The sequence below is a fragment of the Aeromonas aquatica genome (genome assembly GCF_000764655.1).
GTDB classification, from domain to species: Bacteria; Pseudomonadota; Gammaproteobacteria; order Enterobacterales; family Aeromonadaceae; genus Aeromonas; species Aeromonas aquatica.
Map to the genome: position 1 here is coordinate 1 of NZ_JRGL01000130.1, position 18761 is coordinate 18761.

17 protein-coding genes and 5 tRNA genes are annotated in these 18761 nt (G+C 63.6%); 13 read left to right on the forward strand and 9 right to left on the reverse strand.

Annotated elements, in window-relative coordinates; translation table 11 throughout:
* A partial coding sequence (locus LG30_RS22790) for a hypothetical protein (protein ID WP_238566448.1) occupies positions 1-181 on the forward strand: 181 nt, incomplete at its 5' end.
* A gap of 268 nt (positions 182-449) precedes the next feature.
* Positions 450-653: a CPXCG motif-containing cysteine-rich protein gene (locus LG30_RS0117300; RefSeq protein WP_033131947.1), complete on the forward strand. Its 204-nt coding sequence runs from the start codon at positions 450-452 to the stop codon at positions 651-653.
* A gap of 140 nt (positions 654-793) precedes the next feature.
* Here LG30_RS0117300 and LG30_RS0117305 read toward each other — a convergent pair whose 3' ends face one another.
* A complete protein-coding gene (locus tag LG30_RS0117305; RefSeq protein WP_033131948.1) occupies positions 794-1405 on the reverse strand; it encodes a riboflavin synthase in 612 nt (203 codons plus the stop codon).
* Between the two features lie 136 nt (positions 1406-1541).
* Here LG30_RS0117305 and LG30_RS0117310 point away from each other — a divergent pair, with 136 nt between their 5' ends.
* From LG30_RS0117310 to LG30_RS0117340, 7 genes are all read left to right on the forward strand, one after another.
* Complete coding sequence (locus LG30_RS0117310; RefSeq protein WP_033131949.1) at positions 1542-1748, forward strand: YaeP family protein; 207 nt, start codon at positions 1542-1544, stop codon at positions 1746-1748.
* A gap of 153 nt (positions 1749-1901) precedes the next feature.
* Positions 1902-3281 carry an MATE family efflux transporter gene (locus LG30_RS0117315; protein WP_033131950.1) on the forward strand — a complete coding sequence of 460 codons (1380 nt, stop codon included), beginning with the start codon at positions 1902-1904 and terminating at the stop codon, positions 3279-3281.
* Positions 3282-3453: 172 nt separating this feature from the next.
* Positions 3454-3530, forward strand: a tRNA-Val gene (locus LG30_RS0117320).
* An 11-nt stretch (positions 3531-3541) separates the two neighbouring features.
* A tRNA-Val gene (locus LG30_RS0117325) sits at positions 3542-3618 on the forward strand.
* Positions 3619-3637: 19 nt separating this feature from the next.
* Positions 3638-3714, forward strand: a tRNA-Val gene (locus LG30_RS0117330).
* Between the two features lie 26 nt (positions 3715-3740).
* Positions 3741-3817 (forward strand) — tRNA-Val (locus tag LG30_RS0117335).
* 35 nt (positions 3818-3852) lie between these two features.
* Positions 3853-3929 (forward strand) — tRNA-Val (locus LG30_RS0117340).
* Positions 3930-4063: 134 nt separating this feature from the next.
* Here LG30_RS0117340 and LG30_RS0117345 read toward each other — a convergent pair.
* Positions 4064-6466 (reverse strand): DNA polymerase II, encoded by a 2403-nt coding sequence (locus LG30_RS0117345; protein WP_033131951.1) that lies wholly within the window; start codon positions 6464-6466, stop codon positions 4064-4066.
* A gap of 188 nt (positions 6467-6654) precedes the next feature.
* On the opposite strand from LG30_RS0117345, the gene LG30_RS21180 reads away from it, so the two are divergent.
* The 3 genes from LG30_RS21180 to LG30_RS0117360 all read left to right on the forward strand — a co-directional run bounded on the left by LG30_RS21180 (position 6655) and on the right by LG30_RS0117360 (position 8919).
* Positions 6655-7518: a hypothetical protein gene (locus LG30_RS21180; RefSeq protein WP_052101163.1), complete on the forward strand. Its 864-nt coding sequence runs from the start codon at positions 6655-6657 to the stop codon at positions 7516-7518.
* Between the two features lie 80 nt (positions 7519-7598).
* Complete coding sequence (locus LG30_RS0117355; protein WP_033131952.1) at positions 7599-8477, forward strand: pirin family protein; 879 nt, start codon at positions 7599-7601, stop codon at positions 8475-8477.
* Positions 8478-8610: 133 nt separating this feature from the next.
* Positions 8611-8919 (forward strand): hypothetical protein, encoded by a 309-nt coding sequence (locus LG30_RS0117360; RefSeq protein WP_033131953.1) that lies wholly within the window; start codon positions 8611-8613, stop codon positions 8917-8919.
* Between the two features lie 164 nt (positions 8920-9083).
* On the opposite strand, the gene LG30_RS0117365 is transcribed toward LG30_RS0117360, so the two are convergent.
* The 4 genes from LG30_RS0117365 to LG30_RS0117380 form a co-directional block, all read right to left on the reverse strand.
* Complete coding sequence (locus tag LG30_RS0117365) at positions 9084-9944, reverse strand: PA4780 family RIO1-like protein kinase (RefSeq protein ID WP_033131954.1); 861 nt, start codon at positions 9942-9944, stop codon at positions 9084-9086.
* Positions 9945-10174: 230 nt separating this feature from the next.
* Positions 10175-11170 (reverse strand): LpxL/LpxP family acyltransferase, encoded by a 996-nt coding sequence (locus LG30_RS0117370; protein ID WP_033131955.1) that lies wholly within the window; start codon positions 11168-11170, stop codon positions 10175-10177.
* A gap of 153 nt (positions 11171-11323) precedes the next feature.
* Positions 11324-12313, reverse strand: a complete 990-nt coding sequence (gene lpxM, locus LG30_RS0117375) for a lauroyl-Kdo(2)-lipid IV(A) myristoyltransferase (protein WP_033131956.1) — start codon at positions 12311-12313, stop codon at positions 11324-11326.
* Between the two features lie 237 nt (positions 12314-12550).
* On the reverse strand, positions 12551-13531 hold the full coding sequence (locus LG30_RS0117380) for a TDT family transporter (RefSeq protein WP_033131991.1): 981 nt from the start codon (positions 13529-13531) through the stop codon (positions 12551-12553).
* Between the two features lie 102 nt (positions 13532-13633).
* Here LG30_RS0117380 and LG30_RS0117385 point away from each other — a divergent pair, with 102 nt between their 5' ends.
* Positions 13634-14524: a LysR substrate-binding domain-containing protein gene (locus tag LG30_RS0117385; protein WP_033131957.1), complete on the forward strand. Its 891-nt coding sequence runs from the start codon at positions 13634-13636 to the stop codon at positions 14522-14524.
* A gap of 88 nt (positions 14525-14612) precedes the next feature.
* On the opposite strand, the gene LG30_RS0117390 is transcribed toward LG30_RS0117385, so the two are convergent.
* From LG30_RS0117390 to LG30_RS0117400, 3 genes are all read right to left on the reverse strand, one after another.
* A complete protein-coding gene (locus LG30_RS0117390) occupies positions 14613-15623 on the reverse strand; it encodes a Gfo/Idh/MocA family protein (RefSeq protein WP_033131958.1) in 1011 nt (336 codons plus the stop codon).
* A gap of 38 nt (positions 15624-15661) precedes the next feature.
* Positions 15662-16507: a deoxyribonuclease IV gene (gene nfo / locus LG30_RS0117395; RefSeq protein ID WP_033131959.1), complete on the reverse strand. Its 846-nt coding sequence runs from the start codon at positions 16505-16507 to the stop codon at positions 15662-15664.
* A 126-nt stretch (positions 16508-16633) separates the two neighbouring features.
* The gene (locus tag LG30_RS0117400; RefSeq protein ID WP_033131960.1) at positions 16634-18670 is read right to left on the reverse strand and encodes a glycoside hydrolase family 3 protein; all 2037 of its coding nucleotides are present in this window, start codon (positions 18668-18670) and stop codon (positions 16634-16636) included.
* Positions 18671-18761: the final 91 nt, after the last annotated feature.

Sequence of the window (18761 nt, forward strand, 5' to 3'; positions counted from 1 at the left end):
AGCTGCGATCGCTGGCCGAGCTGGACGATACCATGCTGGATCGCTGGATAACCTGAGTCGCCGGGAGAACAAGGCGCTGACCGTTCCCATGCGCCCTGCCCCCGTCTCGCCATCGCCGGGTATCAGCTCAGTTCCCTGGCCGAGCTGGATGGCGTCCATGCTGGACAGCTGGATAGCCTGAGCCGCCTGAAAATGCAGATCCCGGTTATCAGCCCCGCCCATGCGGGGCTGTTTATTTTCCTCGTCACTCAATGAGCCGGGATTGCGGCACCCTGCTGGCGCAGGGATTCGACGCAACCAGAGCCGGGCTCGTCTGTACAACGGGGGGATAGACCCCAGCCCCCCCCATCGCAGCCCCTGCCCTAAACGTGCGCTCGCTCGCGGTTGCCGCGCCCCTTGCCGACTAGAATCAGGGGAAAGAGGCGGCCAGTCGGCCCCAGGAGGTCACCATGATCGAGTACACCAGCAAGCGCATCGTCTGCCCCCACTGCGGCCACCACACCCGGATCGAGCTCGATGCGAGCCAGGGGGATCAGGAGTTCTACGAGGACTGCATGGCCTGTTGCAACCCCATCCACCTGCGGCTGCACCGGGACGAGGTACGCGACTGCCTGCAGCTGTTTGTGGATGCGGATGACGAGCAGCTGTTCTAACGGCGCCGGGCACCCTTGTTGTCCCGCGCCAGGCAGTTTTTTGAACTGCCTATCTTTAATTTAACGAGATGAACAGACTGTAGAATGCAAAAAAGGCCAGCAATCTGCTGGCCTCTTGTCATCGATAAAGAGATGTCGGCTTAAGCCCGCGCCGCCAGCACCCGCTCTACGGTGTCGACAATGGCCTGGGTCTGGGGATCGATCTCGATGTTGGTCCTCCAGCCGGCCTTGACCCAGCCGAGGTTGGTGCGGGCCAGGGTCTCGGGGATGAGGTTGACGCAGAACTCGTTGCCGCGCACCTCGCCGACGGTCAGGCTGATGCCGTCGATGCCGATATAGCCCTTGGTCAGCACGTACTTCATGAGCGCGGGGGCGAGGCGATACCAGACCTGACGGTTGTCGGGGGTGTCGATGACGACGCTGACTTCCGCCATGCCCATGATGTGGCCTGACATGGCGTGACCGCCTATCTCGTCGCCAAAGCGGGCCGCCCGCTCCAGGTTCACCTTGTCACCCACCTTCAGCTGGCCGAGGTTGGTGAGGCGCAGGGTCTCCTGCATCAGATCGAAGCTGACCAGCTCCCCCTCAATCCGGGTAACCGTCAGGCAGCAGCCGTTGTGAGCCACGGAGGCGCCGATCGCCAGCCCCTCACCCCAGGCCGGATCGGGCATGCGGATCACATGGGTGCGAAAGTGGGGGCGCTCGGTGAAGGCCACCAGTTCGGCGGTCCCCTGTACTATGCCGGTGAACATGTCTCGTCTCCTGCTGTGTCAAAAATCCCCGGCAGGTTAACCTCCGGCTCCGGCCAAGACAAGCACGCCGGCTGACAAGCGCGGGCCCGATCGCTATAGTGGCGACCAGTGCACTTTGCCGACTGAGGATGAAATAATGCAGGTATATCAGTGTTGTGAGGCCATTCGTATCGCTTATAGCCAGATTGGCTCAGGGGAGCAGGGCTATGTGCCGCAGGCGATTGCCGCCACCATCAGGGCGCTCAACGCCGTGGCCAGCGACGAGCGAGTGCCAAGCGAGCTGCGCGAGCAGGCCGCCTATGCCGCCGCCAATCTGCTGATCAGCGATCACGAAGACGCCTGATCCCGCGCCAAAATGCGCCACCACACCTTTCGTATTGGCCATTTTTCAGGCTAGAATGACACCCCCGCATTTTGTCTCCTCCGGGACGAGGAGACAAAAGCCCCTCTCAATCATCCGTTCTTTCTCTTTTATCTGATCCATTCGGAGGTGTCAGTGCAACGTTATTGGTCCGAGGCGAAGCAACTCGTTCGCCTAGCCAGCCCCATTCTGGTGGCCCAGGTCGCCCAGGTCGCCATGAGCTTCGTCGATACCGTGATGGCGGGCCAGGTCAGTGCCGTGGATCTCGCGGCGGTGTCGGTGGCCTCCAGCTTCTGGCTGCCGATCATCTTGCTGACCCAGGGCATCATCATGGCGCTCACCCCCATCGTCTCCCAGCTCAACGGGGCCCGCAAGCGGGACGAGGTGCGCCCCGCCGTGCACCAGGGCTTCTGGCTGGCGCTGATCGTGATCCCCTTCGCCATGCTGGCGCTCTATTTCAGCCCGCTGGCGCTGCATCTGATGGACGTGGATCCGGTCATGGCCGCCAAGACCACCGGCTTCCTGCACGCCATCATGTGGGGTCTGCCCGCCTTCGTGCTGTTCCAGGTGCTGCGCAACTTCAGTGAGGGACTCTCCCACACCATGCCCACCATGGTGATCGGCTTCGTGGGTCTGGCGGTCAATATTCCCGCGAACTACGTCTTCATCCACGGTCACTTCGGCATGCCCAAGCTCGGCGGGGTCGGCTGCGGCGTGGCCACCGCCCTGGTGCTCTGGGCCATGCTGCTGGCGATGATCGTCTACGTGAAGCTCTCCCCTCACTTCAAGGCCATCAACCTGTTCGCCCAGCTCGCTCGTCCCGACTTCAGCCGGATTTCACGCCTGTTCCGGCTCGGCTTCCCCATCGCCATGGCCATCTTCTGCGAGGTGACCCTGTTTACCGTGGTGGCGCTGATGCTGGCCCCCTTTGGCGCGGAGACGGTGGCGAGCCACCAGATAGCGCTGAACTTCTCCAGCCTGGTGTTTATGCTACCCCTCTCCATCGGCGTGGGCGTCACCATCCGGGTCGGCCACAGCATAGGGGAAGGTCAACCGGCGAGCGCCCGCGTCGCCGCCCGCACCGGCCTGATGCTGGGCATGGCGGTCGCCGCCGGCACCGCCGCCCTCACCGTGCTGCTGCGCGAGCATATTGCGGGGATCTACACCGAGGACATGCAGGTGATCACGCTGGCGGCCACCTTGCTGTTCTTCGCCGCCATCTACCAGATCTCCGATTCGGTACAGGTGGTCGCGGCCGCGGCACTGCGTGGCTACAAGGACACCAAGGCGATCTTCTACGTCACCATCGTCGCTTATTGGGGGCTGGGGCTGCCCACCGGCATGATCCTGGGGCTGACCGACTGGCTGGTGCCACGCATGGGCCCGCAGGGCTTCTGGGTGGGCTTCATCGTCGGCCTGACCGGCGCCGCCCTGATGCTGGGCGCCCGACTGCGCCTCATCTATGGCCGCTTCTCGAGTCCGGAGGCCTGCACCAGCCTCTCCCGGGCCCAATAAAAGGGCGCTTGCCGAGCCGCTCATGAGGGCGGCTCGCCTGCAAAATCAACAGGCTGCGCAAGAACTGGGCAAACAATCTCCTTTGTGCATGTCCCTTGTTGACAGCCTTGGGGGGCATGGGTAGTATGCCGACCACGCCAGCGACGTCGTGTTCGCTTGCGTGATGAAAAGTGGGTTTATAGCTCAGTTGGTTAGAGCACTACCTTGACATGGTAGGGGTCGTTGGTTCGAATCCAATTAAACCCACCACTTTTCGTGATGCGTCCTTAGCTCAGCTGGTTAGAGCACCACCTTGACATGGTGGGGGTCGGTGGTTCGAATCCACTAGGACGCACCATCACGAAAAACACTGTTATGCGTCCTTAGCTCAGCTGGTTAGAGCATCACCTTGACATGGTGGGGGTCGGTGGTTCGAATCCACTAGGACGCACCATAACAGTTTGAATAGATTGCAGATGTGGGTTTATAGCTCAGTTGGTTAGAGCACTACCTTGACATGGTAGGGGTCGTTGGTTCGAATCCAATTAAACCCACCACTCCCCTGCAAACACAAAGTCGCCTTGCGCACCCTGCGTCCTTAGCTCAGCTGGTTAGAGCATCACCTTGACATGGTGGGGGTCGGTGGTTCGAATCCACTAGGACGCACCAGATTAAAGAAGCCCGCTCATTGAGCGGGCTTTTTACATTTCAGCACCTTGCCAATCGGGAGCAGAGGCCAGGCCTGCCCCCGTCTGAGCTCGCCCTCCCGCTTCTTTTCCCTCCACGCCTTGCACGCCTTCGGACTAGAAGAGATCCAGCTGCTGGCCGCAGATCCGGTCGAACGACTCACCGATGAAGGGCAGGATGGCGTCGGCGATGGGCCGCAGCTGCTTGTCGATGTAGTGCTCGTAGTCGATGGCGCTGCGCCTGTATTCGAGCGGCTCGGGCCCCACTACCGTCATCAGGTAGGCGATGGTGCCCCTGTGCTGGTAGCGCTGGGGCCGGCCCCGGCGCAGGTTCTCCTCGTCCGCCAGACGCGCGGCCCGCACGTGGGGCGGCACATTCTTCTGATACTCCTCAAGCTTTTGCCGCAGCCGCTTGCGGTAGACCAGCAGTTCGTCGTGCTGACCGGCCCGGGTCTCATCCACCATGGTGCGCACATAGCCGCTGGGATCGGCGTCGTGAAACACCAGTTCATAGAGCCGGGTCTGGAACTGCTTGGCGAGGGTTGTCCAGTCGGTGCGCACCGTCTCCAGCCCCTTGAATACCAGGTGCTCCCCCTCGCCCTCTCCCACCAGACCGGCGTAGCGCTTCTTGCTGCCTTTCTCGAGGCCGCGGATGGTGGGCATCAGGAAGCGGCGGTAGTGGGTCTCGTATTCGATCTCGAGGTAACAGGGCAGGTCGAACTCGCGCCTGATCAGGTTTATCCAGTTCTCGTTGATCATGGCAGCCAGCTTGCGGCCGATCTCGTCCGCCTCTTGCGGGCTGACCGCCCGGTTGAGGTGGACGAAGGTGGAGTCGGTGTCGCCGTAGATCACCTGATAGCCCTGCCCTTCGATCCACTCCCGGGTCTGCTGCATGATGCCGTGACCGCGCAATGTGATGGAGGAGGCAAGGCGCGGATCGTAGAAGCGGCAGCCGCCGGAGCCCAGCACCCCGTAGAAGGAGTTCATGATGATCTTGATGGCCTGGGAGAGCGCCTTGTTGCTGGCCGCCTTGGCCCTGTCTCGCGCCGCCCACAGGGTGGCGATGAGATCAGGCAAAAAGTGCCTGGTACGGGAGAACATGGCACCGCGAAAGCCAGGAATAGCCGTATTGGGCTGTTGCAAGCCTTCCACCAGCCCCATGGGGTCGATGCAGAAGGTGCGGATGATGCTGGGGTACAGGCTCTTGAAATCCAGCACCAGCACGTGATGATAAAGCCCAGGTTTGGAGTCCATGACATAGCCGCCCGGGCTCGCCAGGCCGCCATCGGCGGGCAGATTGGGGGCCACATAGCCGCCGCGATGCAGCCGTGGCAGATAGAGGTTGGTGAAGGCCGCCACCGAGCCACCGATCCGGTCCAGCTCCAGGCCGGTGAGGGAGGCACGCTCGATGGCAAAGGCGATGAGGTGGCAATGATCGAAGATCTCCCACACCAGCTTGCAGTCCTCCAGGTTGTAGCGGGCCAGCGCCTCCTTGTCGGAGTGGAACAGCTCGGTGATCTTCTCCCCCCGGTTCGCCACGTCCTCGATATCCTTGCCGCGGCCGAGCAGCTCGCTCGCCACCGAATCCAGGCTGTAGCTGGCAAACTGCCAGGTGGCACTCTTGAGGGTATCGATGCCGTCCAGCACCATGCGCCCCGGGATGATGACGTTGCCGGTCTGGGGATCGTTGCGAGACGAGCGCCAGAAGCAGAGCTCGCGCCCCCGTCCCAACCGCAGCCGCCGCTTGTTGAGCTCGGCCCGGCGCAGCAGCAGGCGAAAATCGAAGTTGACCACGTTCCAGCCGATCACGAGATCGGGATCGTGGCGGCCAAACCAGGCCTCCAGCGCACCGAGCAGGGCGCTCTCGTCCGCCACCCATTCGATGGTCGTCTCCCACGCCTCGGCGCCCGCTTCGGGGGCACCTATCATGATGACCCGCGCATCCGGCTCGCTGTAGAGCCCCACCGAGAACAGGGCCCCGTCCATGGCGCACTCCACGTCCAGCGACACCCAGGAGAGGCTCGGCGTCACCGCCTGGGGGGCACAGCGCGCCTCGTTCACCTCCCAATGGCCCTGTTTGCCGCCCTTGTGGGACGCCTTGCCGCCAAAGCGCACCCCGGCGGTGATGAAACGCTCCATCAGGTAGCGCTCCGGCAGCCGGATGTCCGCCTCGAAGTGCTCGAGGCCGCGGATCAACAGCAGCTCGATGGCGCGGTGAAAGGCGCTCAGGGTGGCGAAATAACAGCCCACCACGGCGCGCCCATCGAAGGTGTGCATGGGCAGGCGCCGAAACCGCCCGCTCACCCCGGCCCCCTTGAACAGCTCGGCCGCCTCCTCCATGTGGCTCTGTGGCAGGAAGAACACCGGCTCCTGCCCCGGCACTACCAGCCGCACCGGCCCCTGTTCGCTCCAGAGCCACATCACGATTTCGGTGCGACCGCGCACATCCCGCCCATGGCGGGTCAGGATGAAGCCATCTACGGGTGGGCTGAGGGGGGATAGGGTCTGAGTCGCAGTCATGCAGGCTAGGGATTGGTTCTGGAATGGCACTATTGTACGTTCATACAGTGCCAGGCCGCAATTATCGCGAGGTGGCGGAGGTGGGAAGCGGCCGTTTTATCCGGCAAAGGCCTGCCATCGGGGCCGGGATTAGTGCATATTTACTTTATCATCAGTTCATTGCGTCATTTCAAGGTTGCGGAGTCCCCATGCGTATCGCCCTCTTTGTCCCCCTGCTGGCCCTCGGCCTCGCAGGCTGCAGCAACACCTCCTCCTCCTCAGGCGGCAGCGTGGGGGTCGGCTCTGGTGGCTATTACGGCAGTCACTATGGCGCCTCTTACTGGTGGTATGACGACTATTACGGCTATTGGGATGACTACTACCCCTGGTGCTGTGATAACGAGGGGGATTTCGACGAGCTGATCAAGAAGTGGTGGAGCGGGCTCGATCCTGAGCGCCAACAGGAGATCAAGGACAAGTATCAGGATTGGCAGGAGAACAATGGCCAGCCTGATGTGGCCGCCCTGCGGGGCGAGCTGGCGGGCCGCTGGAATGCCATGACGCCGGAGCAGCAACAGGCGCTGCGTGACAACCGGCAAAACAGACCCAGCGTCAGCAACCCGGACAAGGGCCCGCGCTCACCACTGGACTACAAGGGCGGCACTCTCCCCAGGGCCGATAACGGCATGCTGGCGCCAACGCCGCGGCCCAAGGTCGACAACGGCTTGCTGACACCCGGAGCACAGCCCAAGATCGATAACGGCCTGCTGGCACCCGGAGCACAGCCAAGGGTCGATAACGGCTTGCTGACACCCGGGGCACAGCCCAGGGTCGACGGCGGTCTGCTGGTACCCTCCACCCTGCCCAGCAACAATACCGGCGCACTGACCCCCTCTACTCTGCCCAAGACAAATAACGGCATCTTGACCCCCGGGACCCAGCCCAGGGTGGATGCCAGACCGCACCTCCCCCGCTCCATGGTCACCCCGGTGCGCACACCCACCGTCAGACCGACGATAAGGCCGAGTTTCACCCCCATGCGCAGCTTCGGAGGCGGAGGCCGCCGCCGCTAGCCCTGACCCATCCCTCTCGGCAAGCGCGAGGGATACACTATCCTGATGCAGCAGGATCACCGCCCAGCAAGGAGCACAAGATGGAACAACAGTGGCAACGCATTGCCTCCCGCCTCACCGACGTGGGCGGCATCCCTGTGGCCCGCGCCATTCCGGTCAAGGAGCGGCGCACCATAGGCCCCTGGTGTTTTCTCGATCACATAGGGCCGACCCGCTTTGCGCCCGGCGCGGCAGGCCTGGACGTGGGGCCTCATCCCCACATCGGCCTGCAGACCTTCACCTGGATGCTGGCAGGGGAGATATTGCACCGCGACAGCCTGGGACATGAGCAGGTGATCCGCCCCGGCCAGGTCAATCTGATGACCGCCGGGCGCGGCATAGCCCACACCGAGGAGTCGCTGGCAGGCCACCCCGACTTGCACGCCGCCCAGCTCTGGATAGCGCTGCCAGAGGGCGAGCAGGAGACCCAACCCCGCTTCGATCACTATCCCGCACTGCCCCGCTGGCAGGAGGCGGAGGCCACCTTCACGCTGCTGATCGGTGACTATCAGGGCCGCAGCGCGCCGACCCTGCGCTTCTCCCCCATCCTGGGGCTGGATCTGCACGCCGGTAAGGCGCAGCGGGTACGGCTGTCCCTCGACCCGGCCTTCGAGCACGGGCTCTTCGCCCTGCAGGGTCAAGTGAGCATCGCCGGGGAGCCTCTGGCCCCCGAGCAGCTCCTCTATCTGCCGCCGGGAGAGCAGAGCCTGGAGGTCGAGCTGGCCGCAGGCGCCCGCGTGCTGCTGATCGGTGGTGAGCCCTTGTCACAGCCGCTGCAGATCTGGTGGAACTTCGTGAGCTTTGACAGGGAGGCCATTCGTACCGCCGCCCTGGATTGGGAGAGCGGTCATCCGCGATTCGGTGAGGTGACGGGGTACCCCGGCCCCCGTCTCATCGCCCCGCCCCTGGCCGGGCTCTGATCCCGGCGAGGCAGGCATGTCGTAACGGCATATATCTACAAAAAGCTGCCCGCAGACCCGCTTACCCGCATTGGCACAGGCCGTTTACACAAAGCAGGTGGCGGGCTCTCTCGGTGAGTACCAAGGATTGTTTATGGATTTATCTCCCTTCTATCACGCCAGCGCAGCGGTCTCGATACAGGCTCTGATCGGATATCGTTTGGGGCATTGGGGATATGGCGGCCTCATTGGGTGCATATGGTTTGTGGCACGGGAGCAGACACAGGCGGAATACAGGTGGATAGCGCTGTTCGGCCAGGGGCGGAGGGCCAACATGCCCTGGTGGGGCGGATTCGATCCCAGAGTCTGGGAACTGGGGAGTGTTCTGGATTTTCTGGTGCCGATCGTCTTGTGTACGCTGGTGTTTGTGGTTGCGCGCCGCGCCAATCGGCTGGCTTGCTGACCCGACTTGTTCAGTGGGCTCAGGCTCCCGGCTGGGTCCGCCGTTTAAACGAAGAGGGGCACATTGCCCCTCATCATTATTGCGGTACCCTTCCACAACCAGCTTGCTAAAGACCGGCACCCCAACACAGAGGGTGTAGGCAGAGGGAGCACCTCAAGTTCGCATCAGAACTCTTCTTCCTGCTCGGCCTTCATGCGGGCCCGACGCTCCATCGCCTCCTCTTCCGCGCTCTCGATCTCGTGCAGCACGGCATCGATGTCGATGGCCTCGGTGCTCTCCTCGAACAGGCCGGTCAGCTCGGATTCCGGGGTGAGCTTGCCGTCTTCGAACAGCGCCCACATCTCCTTGGCATAGCGAGTCTTGAGCAGCTCGGGGGCATACATGCCGTAGTAGTTGCGCATGTTGTTGACGTCCCGCTCCAGCATCGCCTTGGCCTGATTGTTGGCGGCGGCATCCACCACCTGGGGCAGGTCGATGATGACGGGGCCTTGGTTGTCCACCAGCACGTTGAACTCGGAGAGATCCCCGTGGATGAGGCCGGCGCAGAGCATGCGCACCACGTAACGGATCACCTTGGCGTGATCGGCCAGGGCCTGCTCGGGGCTGAGCGCCACGTCGTTGAGGCGCGGCGCCACGTTGCCCTCCTCGTCGGTGATAAGCTCCATCAACAACACGCCATCGAGGCAGACATAGGGTTGCGGCACCCGCACACCGGCGGCGGCCAGCTTGAACAGGGCGTCCACCTCGGTGTTCTGCCACACCTCTTCGTGTTGCTTGCGGCCGTACTTGGAGCCTTTCTCCATGGCGCGGGCGCTGCGGCTGTTGCGCACCTTGCGCCCTTCCTGATAGACCACGGCCTGTTTGAAGCTGCGTTTGGCCGCCTCTTTATAGACTTTGGCGCAGCGGATCTCGTCGCCGCAGCGCACCACATAGACGTCGGCTTCTTTGCCGCTCATCAGCCGGCTGATGACATCGTCGACCAGGCCGTCATCAACCAGAGGTTGGATTCGATTTGGAATTTTCATGACCGCCCTTTTACCTTATTTGCACCTTATTTGCACCTTGTTTGCACCTTGTTTGCACCTTGTTTGCGTAGGACGAGAGCGTCCGCCACCGGCCTGTTTTACACTCTTTGCGCCCTGCCGCGCCAGGATCCCCTGCCAGCCCTTGCCCAACTCGGCAGGACGGCGCAAAAACAGGGGACAAACGAACCTTTCTCATGCCCGTCGCCATCAGGGCCAGACGGACCGCCGGTTCATGGCTCGGGTGGCAAGCCCTGACGGATGCGCCTTATCCCTTCCTCATAAAGGCCGTCCTCCCCTTGCTGATGTTCCTGGGTCTCGAAGATCTTGAGAAACCACATGTACTGCTCCGGGAAGCGGCCGAGTTGGCGCTCCACCATGCGGTTCATAGCATTGACGTCCGCCACCAGATCCGCCGTGGGATAAGGGTCGAAGGGCGGCTCCACCTCCAGCCGGTAGCAGTGTTCATCCTCGTCATAGCAGGCCAGGATGGGCACGGCTCTGGCGCCGGTCAGCTTCACCAGCTTGGGCAGGGCCGGCAGGGTCGCCTTGGGATGGCCGAAGAAGGGCACGAAGATGCTCGCCTCCCGGCCATGATCCTGATCCGGCAGGTAGAAGAAGCTGTCACCGCCGCGCAGGGCCTTGATGGCCGGCTTGATGCCCACGCTGCGCTCGTACACCCGCCCACCCTTGCTGCGTTCCCGGTTGATGTACCAGTCGAACACCGGATCCTTGGGGCTCTTCATCATGGTGCACAGGGGCACCCCCTCATCGGTCAGATAGCGGCCAATGGTGTCCACCGCCCAGGTGTGGGGCACCACCAAGATCATCGGGCGCCCGGCCGCCAGCTCGGCGGCGATATGCTCCCAGCCGCGCACCTTGATGCGCCCCTTGAGGAACGCCTTGCTGCGCCAGGTCAGCTCGCCAAAGCCCATGAAGGTCTTGAGGCCGGTGCGGATGGACTTGAGCAGCAAAGCCTCGCGCCCGGCCGCATCCAGGGCGGGGAAGCAGATCTTGAGGTTGGTCTCGGCGATGTAGGCCTGCTTCCTGGAGAAACGCAACAACAGCGGTGCCAACCCATCGGCCAGTCGGTCGCGATACCTGGCCGGGATCCAGGCCAGCAGGGAGAGCAGTGCGAGGGCCAGCCAGCTACCCCACCAGCGTGGGTTGAGCAGACCGGGATGAAATGAGGTGTCGAACACCGGATCTTGTGCGGACATGGTCGCCATCGAATCGTCAAAACAAACCGTTATTTTAGTGATCCTGACATTTTTTTCTACCCTGAGGCTCCCGAGGGGCCGCGCCAAGTCACTGATCAGACTAGTTAGAAATAAAGAATGGCCCACTTGGGGCCATTTGCAACTGAGTGATTCAGCAGGGGTTCAGGGATGGGGCGAGAGCCCCTTGCGGATGCGGCGGATCCCCTCTTCGTAGAGGCCGTCTTCCCCCTCCTGATCCTCGCGGGTATCGAAGATCTTGAGGAACCACATGTACTGACCCGGGTGGCGCGTCAGTTGCTGCTGCACGCAATCGTTCATGCGGCAGGTGTCTGCCAGCAGATCCTCGCTCGGGTAGTCGGCGAAGGGCGCCTCTATCTCCAGCCGGTAGCAGTGCGCCGCCTCGTCATAGCAGGCCAGCACGGGCACCGCCTTGGCGCGGGTCAGCTTCACCAGCCGGGGCAAGGCCGGCAGGGTCGCCTTGGGATGATTGAAGAAGGGGGCAAAGATGCTCGCCTCGCGGCCATGATCCTGATCCGGCAGGTAGAAGAAACTCAAGCCCGACTTGACCGCCTTGATCACCGGCTTGATGCCGGCACTGCGCTCGTAGACGCGGCAGCCATTCTTGGCCCGTTCACGGTTGATGTGCCAGTCGAACACGGGGTTGCGGGCGCTCTTCATCATGGTGCACATGGGCACCCCCTGCTGGGAGAAGTAGTAACCGGCCGCATCGATGGGCCAGCTGTGGGGCACCACCAGGATCACCGGCCGGCCGGCGGCCTGCTCGGCTTCGATGTGTTCCCACCCGCTGACCGCAATACGCTTCATCAGGTAGTCGGGGCTGCGCCAGGTAAACTCGCCAAAGCCGAGCAGACTCTTGAGCCCGACCCGGATGGAGGTCATCAGGATGGCGTCGCGCTCGGCCTCGCTCTGCTCCTTGAAACAGATGGCGAGGTTGGTGCGGGCGATATAGACCTGCTTCTTGGAGATCTTCAGCACCAGGGGCGCCAGCAGATCGGCCAGCTTGTCACGCCAGCGCGGCGGCACGAAGGCGAGCACACCGAGGGCGCCAAGAGCGAACCAGCTCAACCAGTAGCGCGGGTGCAACAAACGGGGCTGAAAAGAGGAGTCAAACACGGGATCTTGAGAGGACATGAATACGATTGAACGGTGGCAGTGGGCAATTACGGCCATCCTGACAGGTAATACCAGTGAAAACCACCTTAATATCGCCTTAATGAGCGAGTATTTGAGCCGACTCTCACCTTGACAGGGGCACCGTCGGTCAGCGCTTGTCATGAGGGGATATTTTCCCGCCAGGTCCCGGTTTACGGGGCTTTCATGCAAGACACCCCGCCAGGCGGGGTGTCTTGTTCAGGGCTTGCAAGCGGGTCAGCGATGCAGCGGTTGGCTCAGCACGTCCCGCTGGCTCAGCGGCAGGAAGAACATCAGGTAACGCAGCGCCACATAGCCCACGATCAGGGTGGCCGCACCGAGCTCGAGGTGAGCCAGCAGATTGATCTGCTGTGCATAGTGAGCCGCCTCTGGCCACTGCCCCAGCAGATGGCCGACCTTGAACAGGGCGGTGGCGCCGATCACCAGCGGGAAGGTGAAGGCGGCAAAGCCCGGGGAGAACGGCAGACGCAGCAGCTTGATGAAGGCCAGGTAGATGATGCCTGTCATCAGGATGGCGATCCCGAGCAGGGTGGCCACCAGCAGCAAGGAGGGCTCCTCGCTCACCGTCAGGTAGCCGGCGAGGGACAGGCTGGCGGGTGCCGCCAGGATGGCGATGGTCGGCTTGGCCGCGTCCGGCACCTCGTGGCTGAAGATGAGGCGATAGAGCATCAGCGGCAGCATCAGGCCGTAGCAGATCATGCCGAACCAGAGCAGACCCTCGGCCAGCCCGGCGAAGGGGCCACCCGGGTAGGCTACATCGGCCACGATGATCCCGACCGGCGGCACGAACCAGCTCGGCACCATGTGATGGAGCTCGAACTCTTTCGCCCTGTGCCAGATGAAGGTGGCGAGGAACACCAGATGCAGTACCACGGCGAACAACCAGAGCCCCTGGCCGAGTGCCGGCACCAGCATGCCGACGGCCTTGGAGACCACCATGGTGGCCATGGCATAGGTGGGCACCACGCTGCCCACCACGGGATGAGCGAGATCCTGCCACAGCAGGCGCGGGTGCAACAGGAACTTGCCGGTGAGGATCAGGAGCAGCGCGGCGGCGATGGCGGCGCCCAGCAGTTGCAGACGACCATCGAACTGACCGGCGTTTTCCCAACACCAGCCGAGGCTGGCGATCCCGAGAGCCAGCCCGGCCATGGGGGTCGGGGCTGAGGCCAGGGAGCGGCGGGTGCGTGCGATCATGTCTGATACCCTCTTCTTGATGACGATGGGCATAGGATAAGGGGGGACTATCGTTTACGATATCTAAATGAATTGAATTAAGCGTTAAGGAAAACTAAACACATGAAGCTGACCCTGCAGCAACTCAAGGTGTTCGCCACCATCGCCCGCCACGGTAATTTAGGCGGTGCGGCCAACGAACTCTTCCTGAGCAAGGGGGCCGTCTCCCAGTCGTTGCAGGAACTGGAGCGCCAGCTCGCCACCCCGCTGTTCGACCGAGTGCACCCCAGGTTGCAGCTCAACAACGAGGGGCGCCTGCTGCAACCGGCCGCCGAGGAGCTGCTGACCCGGATGCAAGAGATAGAGCAGCTGTTCAGCCCGGATGCCGAGCCGAGCGGCCAGCTGCGGCTCGGCGCCAGCCAGACCATAGGCAACTATCTGTTGCCCAGCCTGCTGGCCGACAGCGCTCATGAGCTCGGGTTGCCGCCTCGGGTGACCATCGCCAACACCCACCTGCTGTGCCACGCCCTCGCCCACTTCGAGCTGGATCTGGCGCTGATCGAGGGGGAGAACCACCACCCGGATCTGCTGAGCGAACCCTGGCTCGAGGACGAGATGCTGATCATAGCGCCGCCCCATCACCCCCTGGCCGATCGGCTCGAGCTGCCCCTGAGCCAGCTGGCCGACGAGACCTGGGTGCTGCGCGAGCCCCAATCCGGCAGTCGCGAGCAGTTCGAACAGCAACTCCAGCCCAAATTGCCGCGCTGGCGGGCGGGGCTCGAGTTCAATACCCTGGAGGCGGCGATGCTGGCGGTGGAGCACGGCCTCGGCCTCTCCTTCGTTTCCCGCCTCGCGGTCTCGGACAGGCTCGCGAGCGGTCGGCTGGTCGCCCTCACCCTCAACCGCCGCTTCCCCCGTCAGCTCTCCCTCGTCTGGCACAAGCAGAAGTACCACTCCGCCGCCTTGCGCCATTTCCTGGCCTTCTGCCGCAAGCAGAGCCTGCCTGACGCCTGAGCGCATCGCTCATCCTGGCGCAGTTGCCGGATAACACAGAGGGCGCCTTAGCGCCCTCTGTTGATCAAGCCGATACCTACCGAGGTGATCACGCCTCTCTATCGTGCGCCGACGCCAGCCCAGCTTCGACCCAGCCCAGCACCCGGCGTGTCAGGGCCTGGGGCACCCAGGGGGAGTCCAGCAGCCCTTCGGCAACGCAGCGGGCGAAGTGATCCGCCTCGTGCTGCATGCCGCCCCCCTCCACCGGCAGCACTATGTCGCCTGGCCAGGCGGCAAGGGGTTCCCCCGCGAGCCAGCGTACCGTTTGCGGATTCCACCACTTGCCCTCGATGACCAGCTCCCAGCGCTCATTCCCCTCACCGCCACTCAGGTAGGCGGCCTTGTCGAGATCCTCGATGATGGAGGCGCCGAGCTCGGCACAAAGCGGCCCGCCAAAGGCAAAGTCAGCCACCAGATCCACCTCGCCGGGGGCCCGCTGCAGGCTGACCCCGGGCTCCCCGGCTGCCAGCCCCAACCGCTCACAGAAGGCGGCGTAGAGCCAGAGCGGATAGACCCCCACATCCCAGGCGGCGCCACCGTCCAGGGCCGGATCGAACAGCTTGCCCTCCCGGGGCGGCGCCGAGCCGAAGGCGGCGCGCAGGGAGTGCGGCGCGGGCAGCCCGGGCAAACGTTGCAGCAATTCGCGCATGGCGGGGAAGCACATCACCTTCATGGCTTCTTGCAGCAGCAGACCGCGCTCGCGGGCGAGCGCCACCAGCGCATCCCAATCCGCCAACCTAGTCACCGCCGGTTTTTCCACCAGCACGTGTTTGCCCGCGAGCAGCATCTGCTTGATCAGCTCGGCATGCTCGGGGTGGATCACCGCCACGTAGACGGCGTCCACCTCCGAGCTCTGAGCCAGCGCCTGGTAGCTGCCATAGGCCAGCGGCAGGCCTTGCTCGTCGGCAAAGATCTGCGCCCGCCCCTGATCACGGGCGGCGATCGCCAGCACCCGTCCCGCGCCGGCGTGCAGGTTCACATCCTGGCAGAAACGGCGCGCTATCGCCCCCGCTCCGGCGATCCCCCAGCGCAGGGTTGCCGGCATCTTTTGTGGTTGCATCTTGTCTCCTGATACCACTTTATTGATGGCCCTGACTCTTATGCCTTGGCCAGGCTGCGCAGCCAGCTTATCTCGTCGCCCCAGATGGACTCGTCTATGGTCTCGAGGATCAGCGGGATGCCGTCGAAGCGCGCGTCGTTCATGATGTGGTGGAACACCGCCTCCCCCAGGTTGCCCTCGCGCAGGCTGTGGTGGCGATCGACCCGGCTACCGAAGCTGCACTTGGCGCCGTTGATATGCATCCCCTTGAGGTACTCGAAACCCACGATCCGATCGAACTCGGCAAACACGGCGGCGCAGCTCTCGGGGGTGCGCAGATCGTAGCCGGCGGCGAAGGCGTGGCAGGTGTCGAAGCAGATGCCGACCCGGCCCTTGTCCTCCACCCCCTCGATGAGGGTCGCCAGGTGCTCGAACGACCAGCCGAGGTTGGTGCCCTGACCGGCGGTGTTCTCTATGATGGCACTGACCCCTTCACTGCGCTCCAGCGCCCAGTTGATGGACTCGCTCACGAGCTTGAGGCTGGCGGCCTCCGGGATCTGTTTGAGGTGGCTGCCGGGGTGGAAGTTCAGGTAGCAGAGACCGAGCTGCTCGCAGCGCTTGATCTCGTCCAGGAACGCATCCCGGGACTTGGCCAGGGCATCCGGGTCGGGATGACCCAGGTTGATGAGGTAGCTGTCGTGGGGCAGGATCTGCTCGGGGCGAAAGCCTGCCTTGTCGCAGGCCAGCTTGAAGGCGCGGATGCTGGCGTCCGACAGGGGCGCCGCCTGCCACTGGCGCTGGTTCTTGGTGAACAGGGCGAAGGCGTTGGCCCCGATGGCCTGGGCGCGAGCGATGCAGTTCTCTACCCCGCCGGCCGCACTGACGTGGGCACCGATAAATTTCATAGGATCTCCTCTGTGGGTCGCCATTATGCCCAAGCCTACCTCTCGCGCCAAACCGGTATCCTCGATGGTCCCCATAGAAAAGGCGCCCGCAGGCGCCTTGTTCATCATCTCGTGATCTTGGGAGACTCAATACGCCAACCCGGCGCCATAGGCATAGAGGGGGTTGACCGAGTCGCTCGCCACGTCCGAGGCCTGGTTCAGCACCGCCTGCCAGTTGGAGGGCAGCTCGAAGGGCAGCTTGCCACGGGCCTTGGCCTTGCCGCTGATGACATCGAACAGCGCCTGATCCAGGGCCCCGAAGTTGGCAAGCAGCACCTTGGCGGCCGGGGCCACCTCGGTCAGGATGGCCGGTCTGTCCAGATAGACCGACAGCACCAGGGGCACCCCCGCCTGCTCTATGGCCTGGATGGCCGCCAAGTCGTCGCCGCCATGGTAGATCCCCTCGTGGGCCGTCTCCTGCACCAGCTGATCGCTGCTGGCAAAGCCGAGCTGACCGAAGTGGATGCTGCCGAACGGGAAGCGGGGATCCTGCTCGCCGGGGGCATTGACCCTAGCGATGGCGAGATCGGCCTGGGCCAGATCCGTCACCACCGTATAGCCATTGGCCGTCGCCACCTCGGCATTGACGTTATGGAGATAGACCCGTTTGCCCTCGGCCTTGAGTGGCAGCAAGGCGCCCTCATTCTTGAGCAAGACGTGGGACGCCGCCTGGGCCGCCTGGGCCTCCTGCTGGAACTCGGCCTTGCCCACCAGGGCGACCGCCGCCTGGGTGTCCACATAGGGGTTCTCAAACAGTCCCAGCTCGAACTTCTGCTCGAGGATCCGCTTAGCCGAGGCCGAGATAGCCGCTTCCGTCACCAGGCCGCTCTGCACCGCCGCCAGCAGGGGCCCCGGATCTTCCACCCCGCCAAACTGATCCACCCCGGCCGCGATAGCCTTGGCGTAACGTTCGGCCTTGGTCAGCTTCTCCACTCCCCATGACATGCCAAAGGGCACCGTCCAGGGGCTGACGCCGGCATCCACCTGCGCCTGGCTCAGCCCCTCCTCGCAGCGGGCGTTGCAGTCATTGATGATGCCCCAGTCGCTCAGCACCACGCCGTCGAACTTGAAGTGGCCCCGCAGCAGATCGGTGATGATCTGGCGGTTGAAACCAAAGCCCACCTCCTCGATGGCCTGACCCTCATAAGTCAATCCCTCCGGCAGGGCGTAGTAAGGCATGACGGCCCCCACCTTGGCCTCGAAGGCGCCCTCGAACGGCACCAGATGATAGGCGAACTGACCCCCCGGATAGACCTGCTCCTTGCCCCAGGGGTTGTGGGCATCCAGCCCGTCCTTCTGGGGACCGGCCCCGGCGAAGTGCTTGACGACGGTGACGACGCTCTCCTTGCCTATGCCCTTGTTCCCCTGCTGGAAGCCCTCGATGTAGGCCTTGACCAGGGACTTGGCGAGCTGGTTGTTCTCGCCGAAGGTGCCGTTGATGCGACCCCAGCGCGGCTCGGTCGCGAGATCCGCTTGGGGCGATAGCGCCTCGTGGATGCCAACGGCGCGGTACTCCTGGCGGGCGATGTCGCCGAAGCGCTGCACCAGGGCGGCGTCGCCGATGGCGGCCAGCCCCAGGGTCTCGGGCCATTGGGAGAAGGCGCCAGCACCTATGCTGGTGGCGTTGGGATCATGGGTGAAGTGGTTGCGGGGATCCGTGCTGACGGTCATGGGAATGCCGAGCCCCACCCCTTCCAGCAGCGCCTGCAACCGGTTGTTGTCCTCGGCGATGGCCGCCGGATCCCCCGCCATGCGGGTGATGAAGGTATTGACGCCATCCTCGCGCAGCATCTTGTCCATGGCGGTGAGGTTGACCCGCCCGTCTGCGTCCAGCACCAGGGTACCGTGCATCATCAGGCCCGCCTTCTGGGCCAGGGAGAGCCTGCCTACCAGATCCTGCGCCCGCTCGGTGGCGCCAAGGCGCCAGTCTTCATAGGGGGTCAGGGTACCGCTGCCGTCCAGATCCTTGAACTGCAGGCCGTCCTGCTCGAGCAGGCTGACGGTGCGGTGACCCAGGCTGGGCTGAGTCGGTTTGGGGGCGGAGTCATTGTCATTGCAACCCGCCAGCAGCAGGGCGCCTATGGTCAGGGCGAGAGGGGTCATGGCGAGATGGTGAACTTTCATTATTGTGGCCTTCCTTGTGTGTGTAGGTCAGGCCACTCTATGCAAAATCGACCGCCCCAACTTGTCCGCCGGGTGCAGGAAATTGCCGGTT

Bases quoted from the DNA above. Each gene is read 5' to 3' on its own strand.
- LG30_RS0117300 (WP_033131947.1), top strand. From the start codon at position 450: ATGATCGAGTACACCAGCAAGCGCATCGTCTGCCCCCACTGCGGCCAC.
- LG30_RS0117305 (WP_033131948.1), bottom strand. From the start codon at position 1,405: ATGTTCACCGGCATAGTACAGGGGACCGCCGAACTGGTGGCCTTCACC.
- LG30_RS0117310 (WP_033131949.1), top strand. From the start codon at position 1,542: ATGCAGGTATATCAGTGTTGTGAGGCCATTCGTATCGCTTATAGCCAG.
- LG30_RS0117345 (WP_033131951.1), bottom strand. From the start codon at position 6,466: ATGACTGCGACTCAGACCCTATCCCCCCTCAGCCCACCCGTAGATGGC.
- LG30_RS21180 (WP_052101163.1), top strand. From the start codon at position 6,655: ATGCGTATCGCCCTCTTTGTCCCCCTGCTGGCCCTCGGCCTCGCAGGC.
- LG30_RS0117355 (WP_033131952.1), top strand. From the start codon at position 7,599: ATGGAACAACAGTGGCAACGCATTGCCTCCCGCCTCACCGACGTGGGC.
- LG30_RS0117360 (WP_033131953.1), top strand. From the start codon at position 8,611: ATGGATTTATCTCCCTTCTATCACGCCAGCGCAGCGGTCTCGATACAG.
- LG30_RS0117365 (WP_033131954.1), bottom strand. From the start codon at position 9,944: ATGAAAATTCCAAATCGAATCCAACCTCTGGTTGATGACGGCCTGGTC.
- LG30_RS0117370 (WP_033131955.1), bottom strand. From the start codon at position 11,170: ATGGCGACCATGTCCGCACAAGATCCGGTGTTCGACACCTCATTTCAT.
- lpxM (WP_033131956.1), bottom strand. From the start codon at position 12,313: ATGTCCTCTCAAGATCCCGTGTTTGACTCCTCTTTTCAGCCCCGTTTG.
- LG30_RS0117380 (WP_033131991.1), bottom strand. From the start codon at position 13,531: ATGATCGCACGCACCCGCCGCTCCCTGGCCTCAGCCCCGACCCCCATG.
- LG30_RS0117385 (WP_033131957.1), top strand. From the start codon at position 13,634: ATGAAGCTGACCCTGCAGCAACTCAAGGTGTTCGCCACCATCGCCCGC.
- LG30_RS0117390 (WP_033131958.1), bottom strand. From the start codon at position 15,623: ATGCAACCACAAAAGATGCCGGCAACCCTGCGCTGGGGGATCGCCGGA.
- nfo (WP_033131959.1), bottom strand. From the start codon at position 16,507: ATGAAATTTATCGGTGCCCACGTCAGTGCGGCCGGCGGGGTAGAGAAC.
- LG30_RS0117400 (WP_033131960.1), bottom strand. From the start codon at position 18,670: ATGAAAGTTCACCATCTCGCCATGACCCCTCTCGCCCTGACCATAGGC.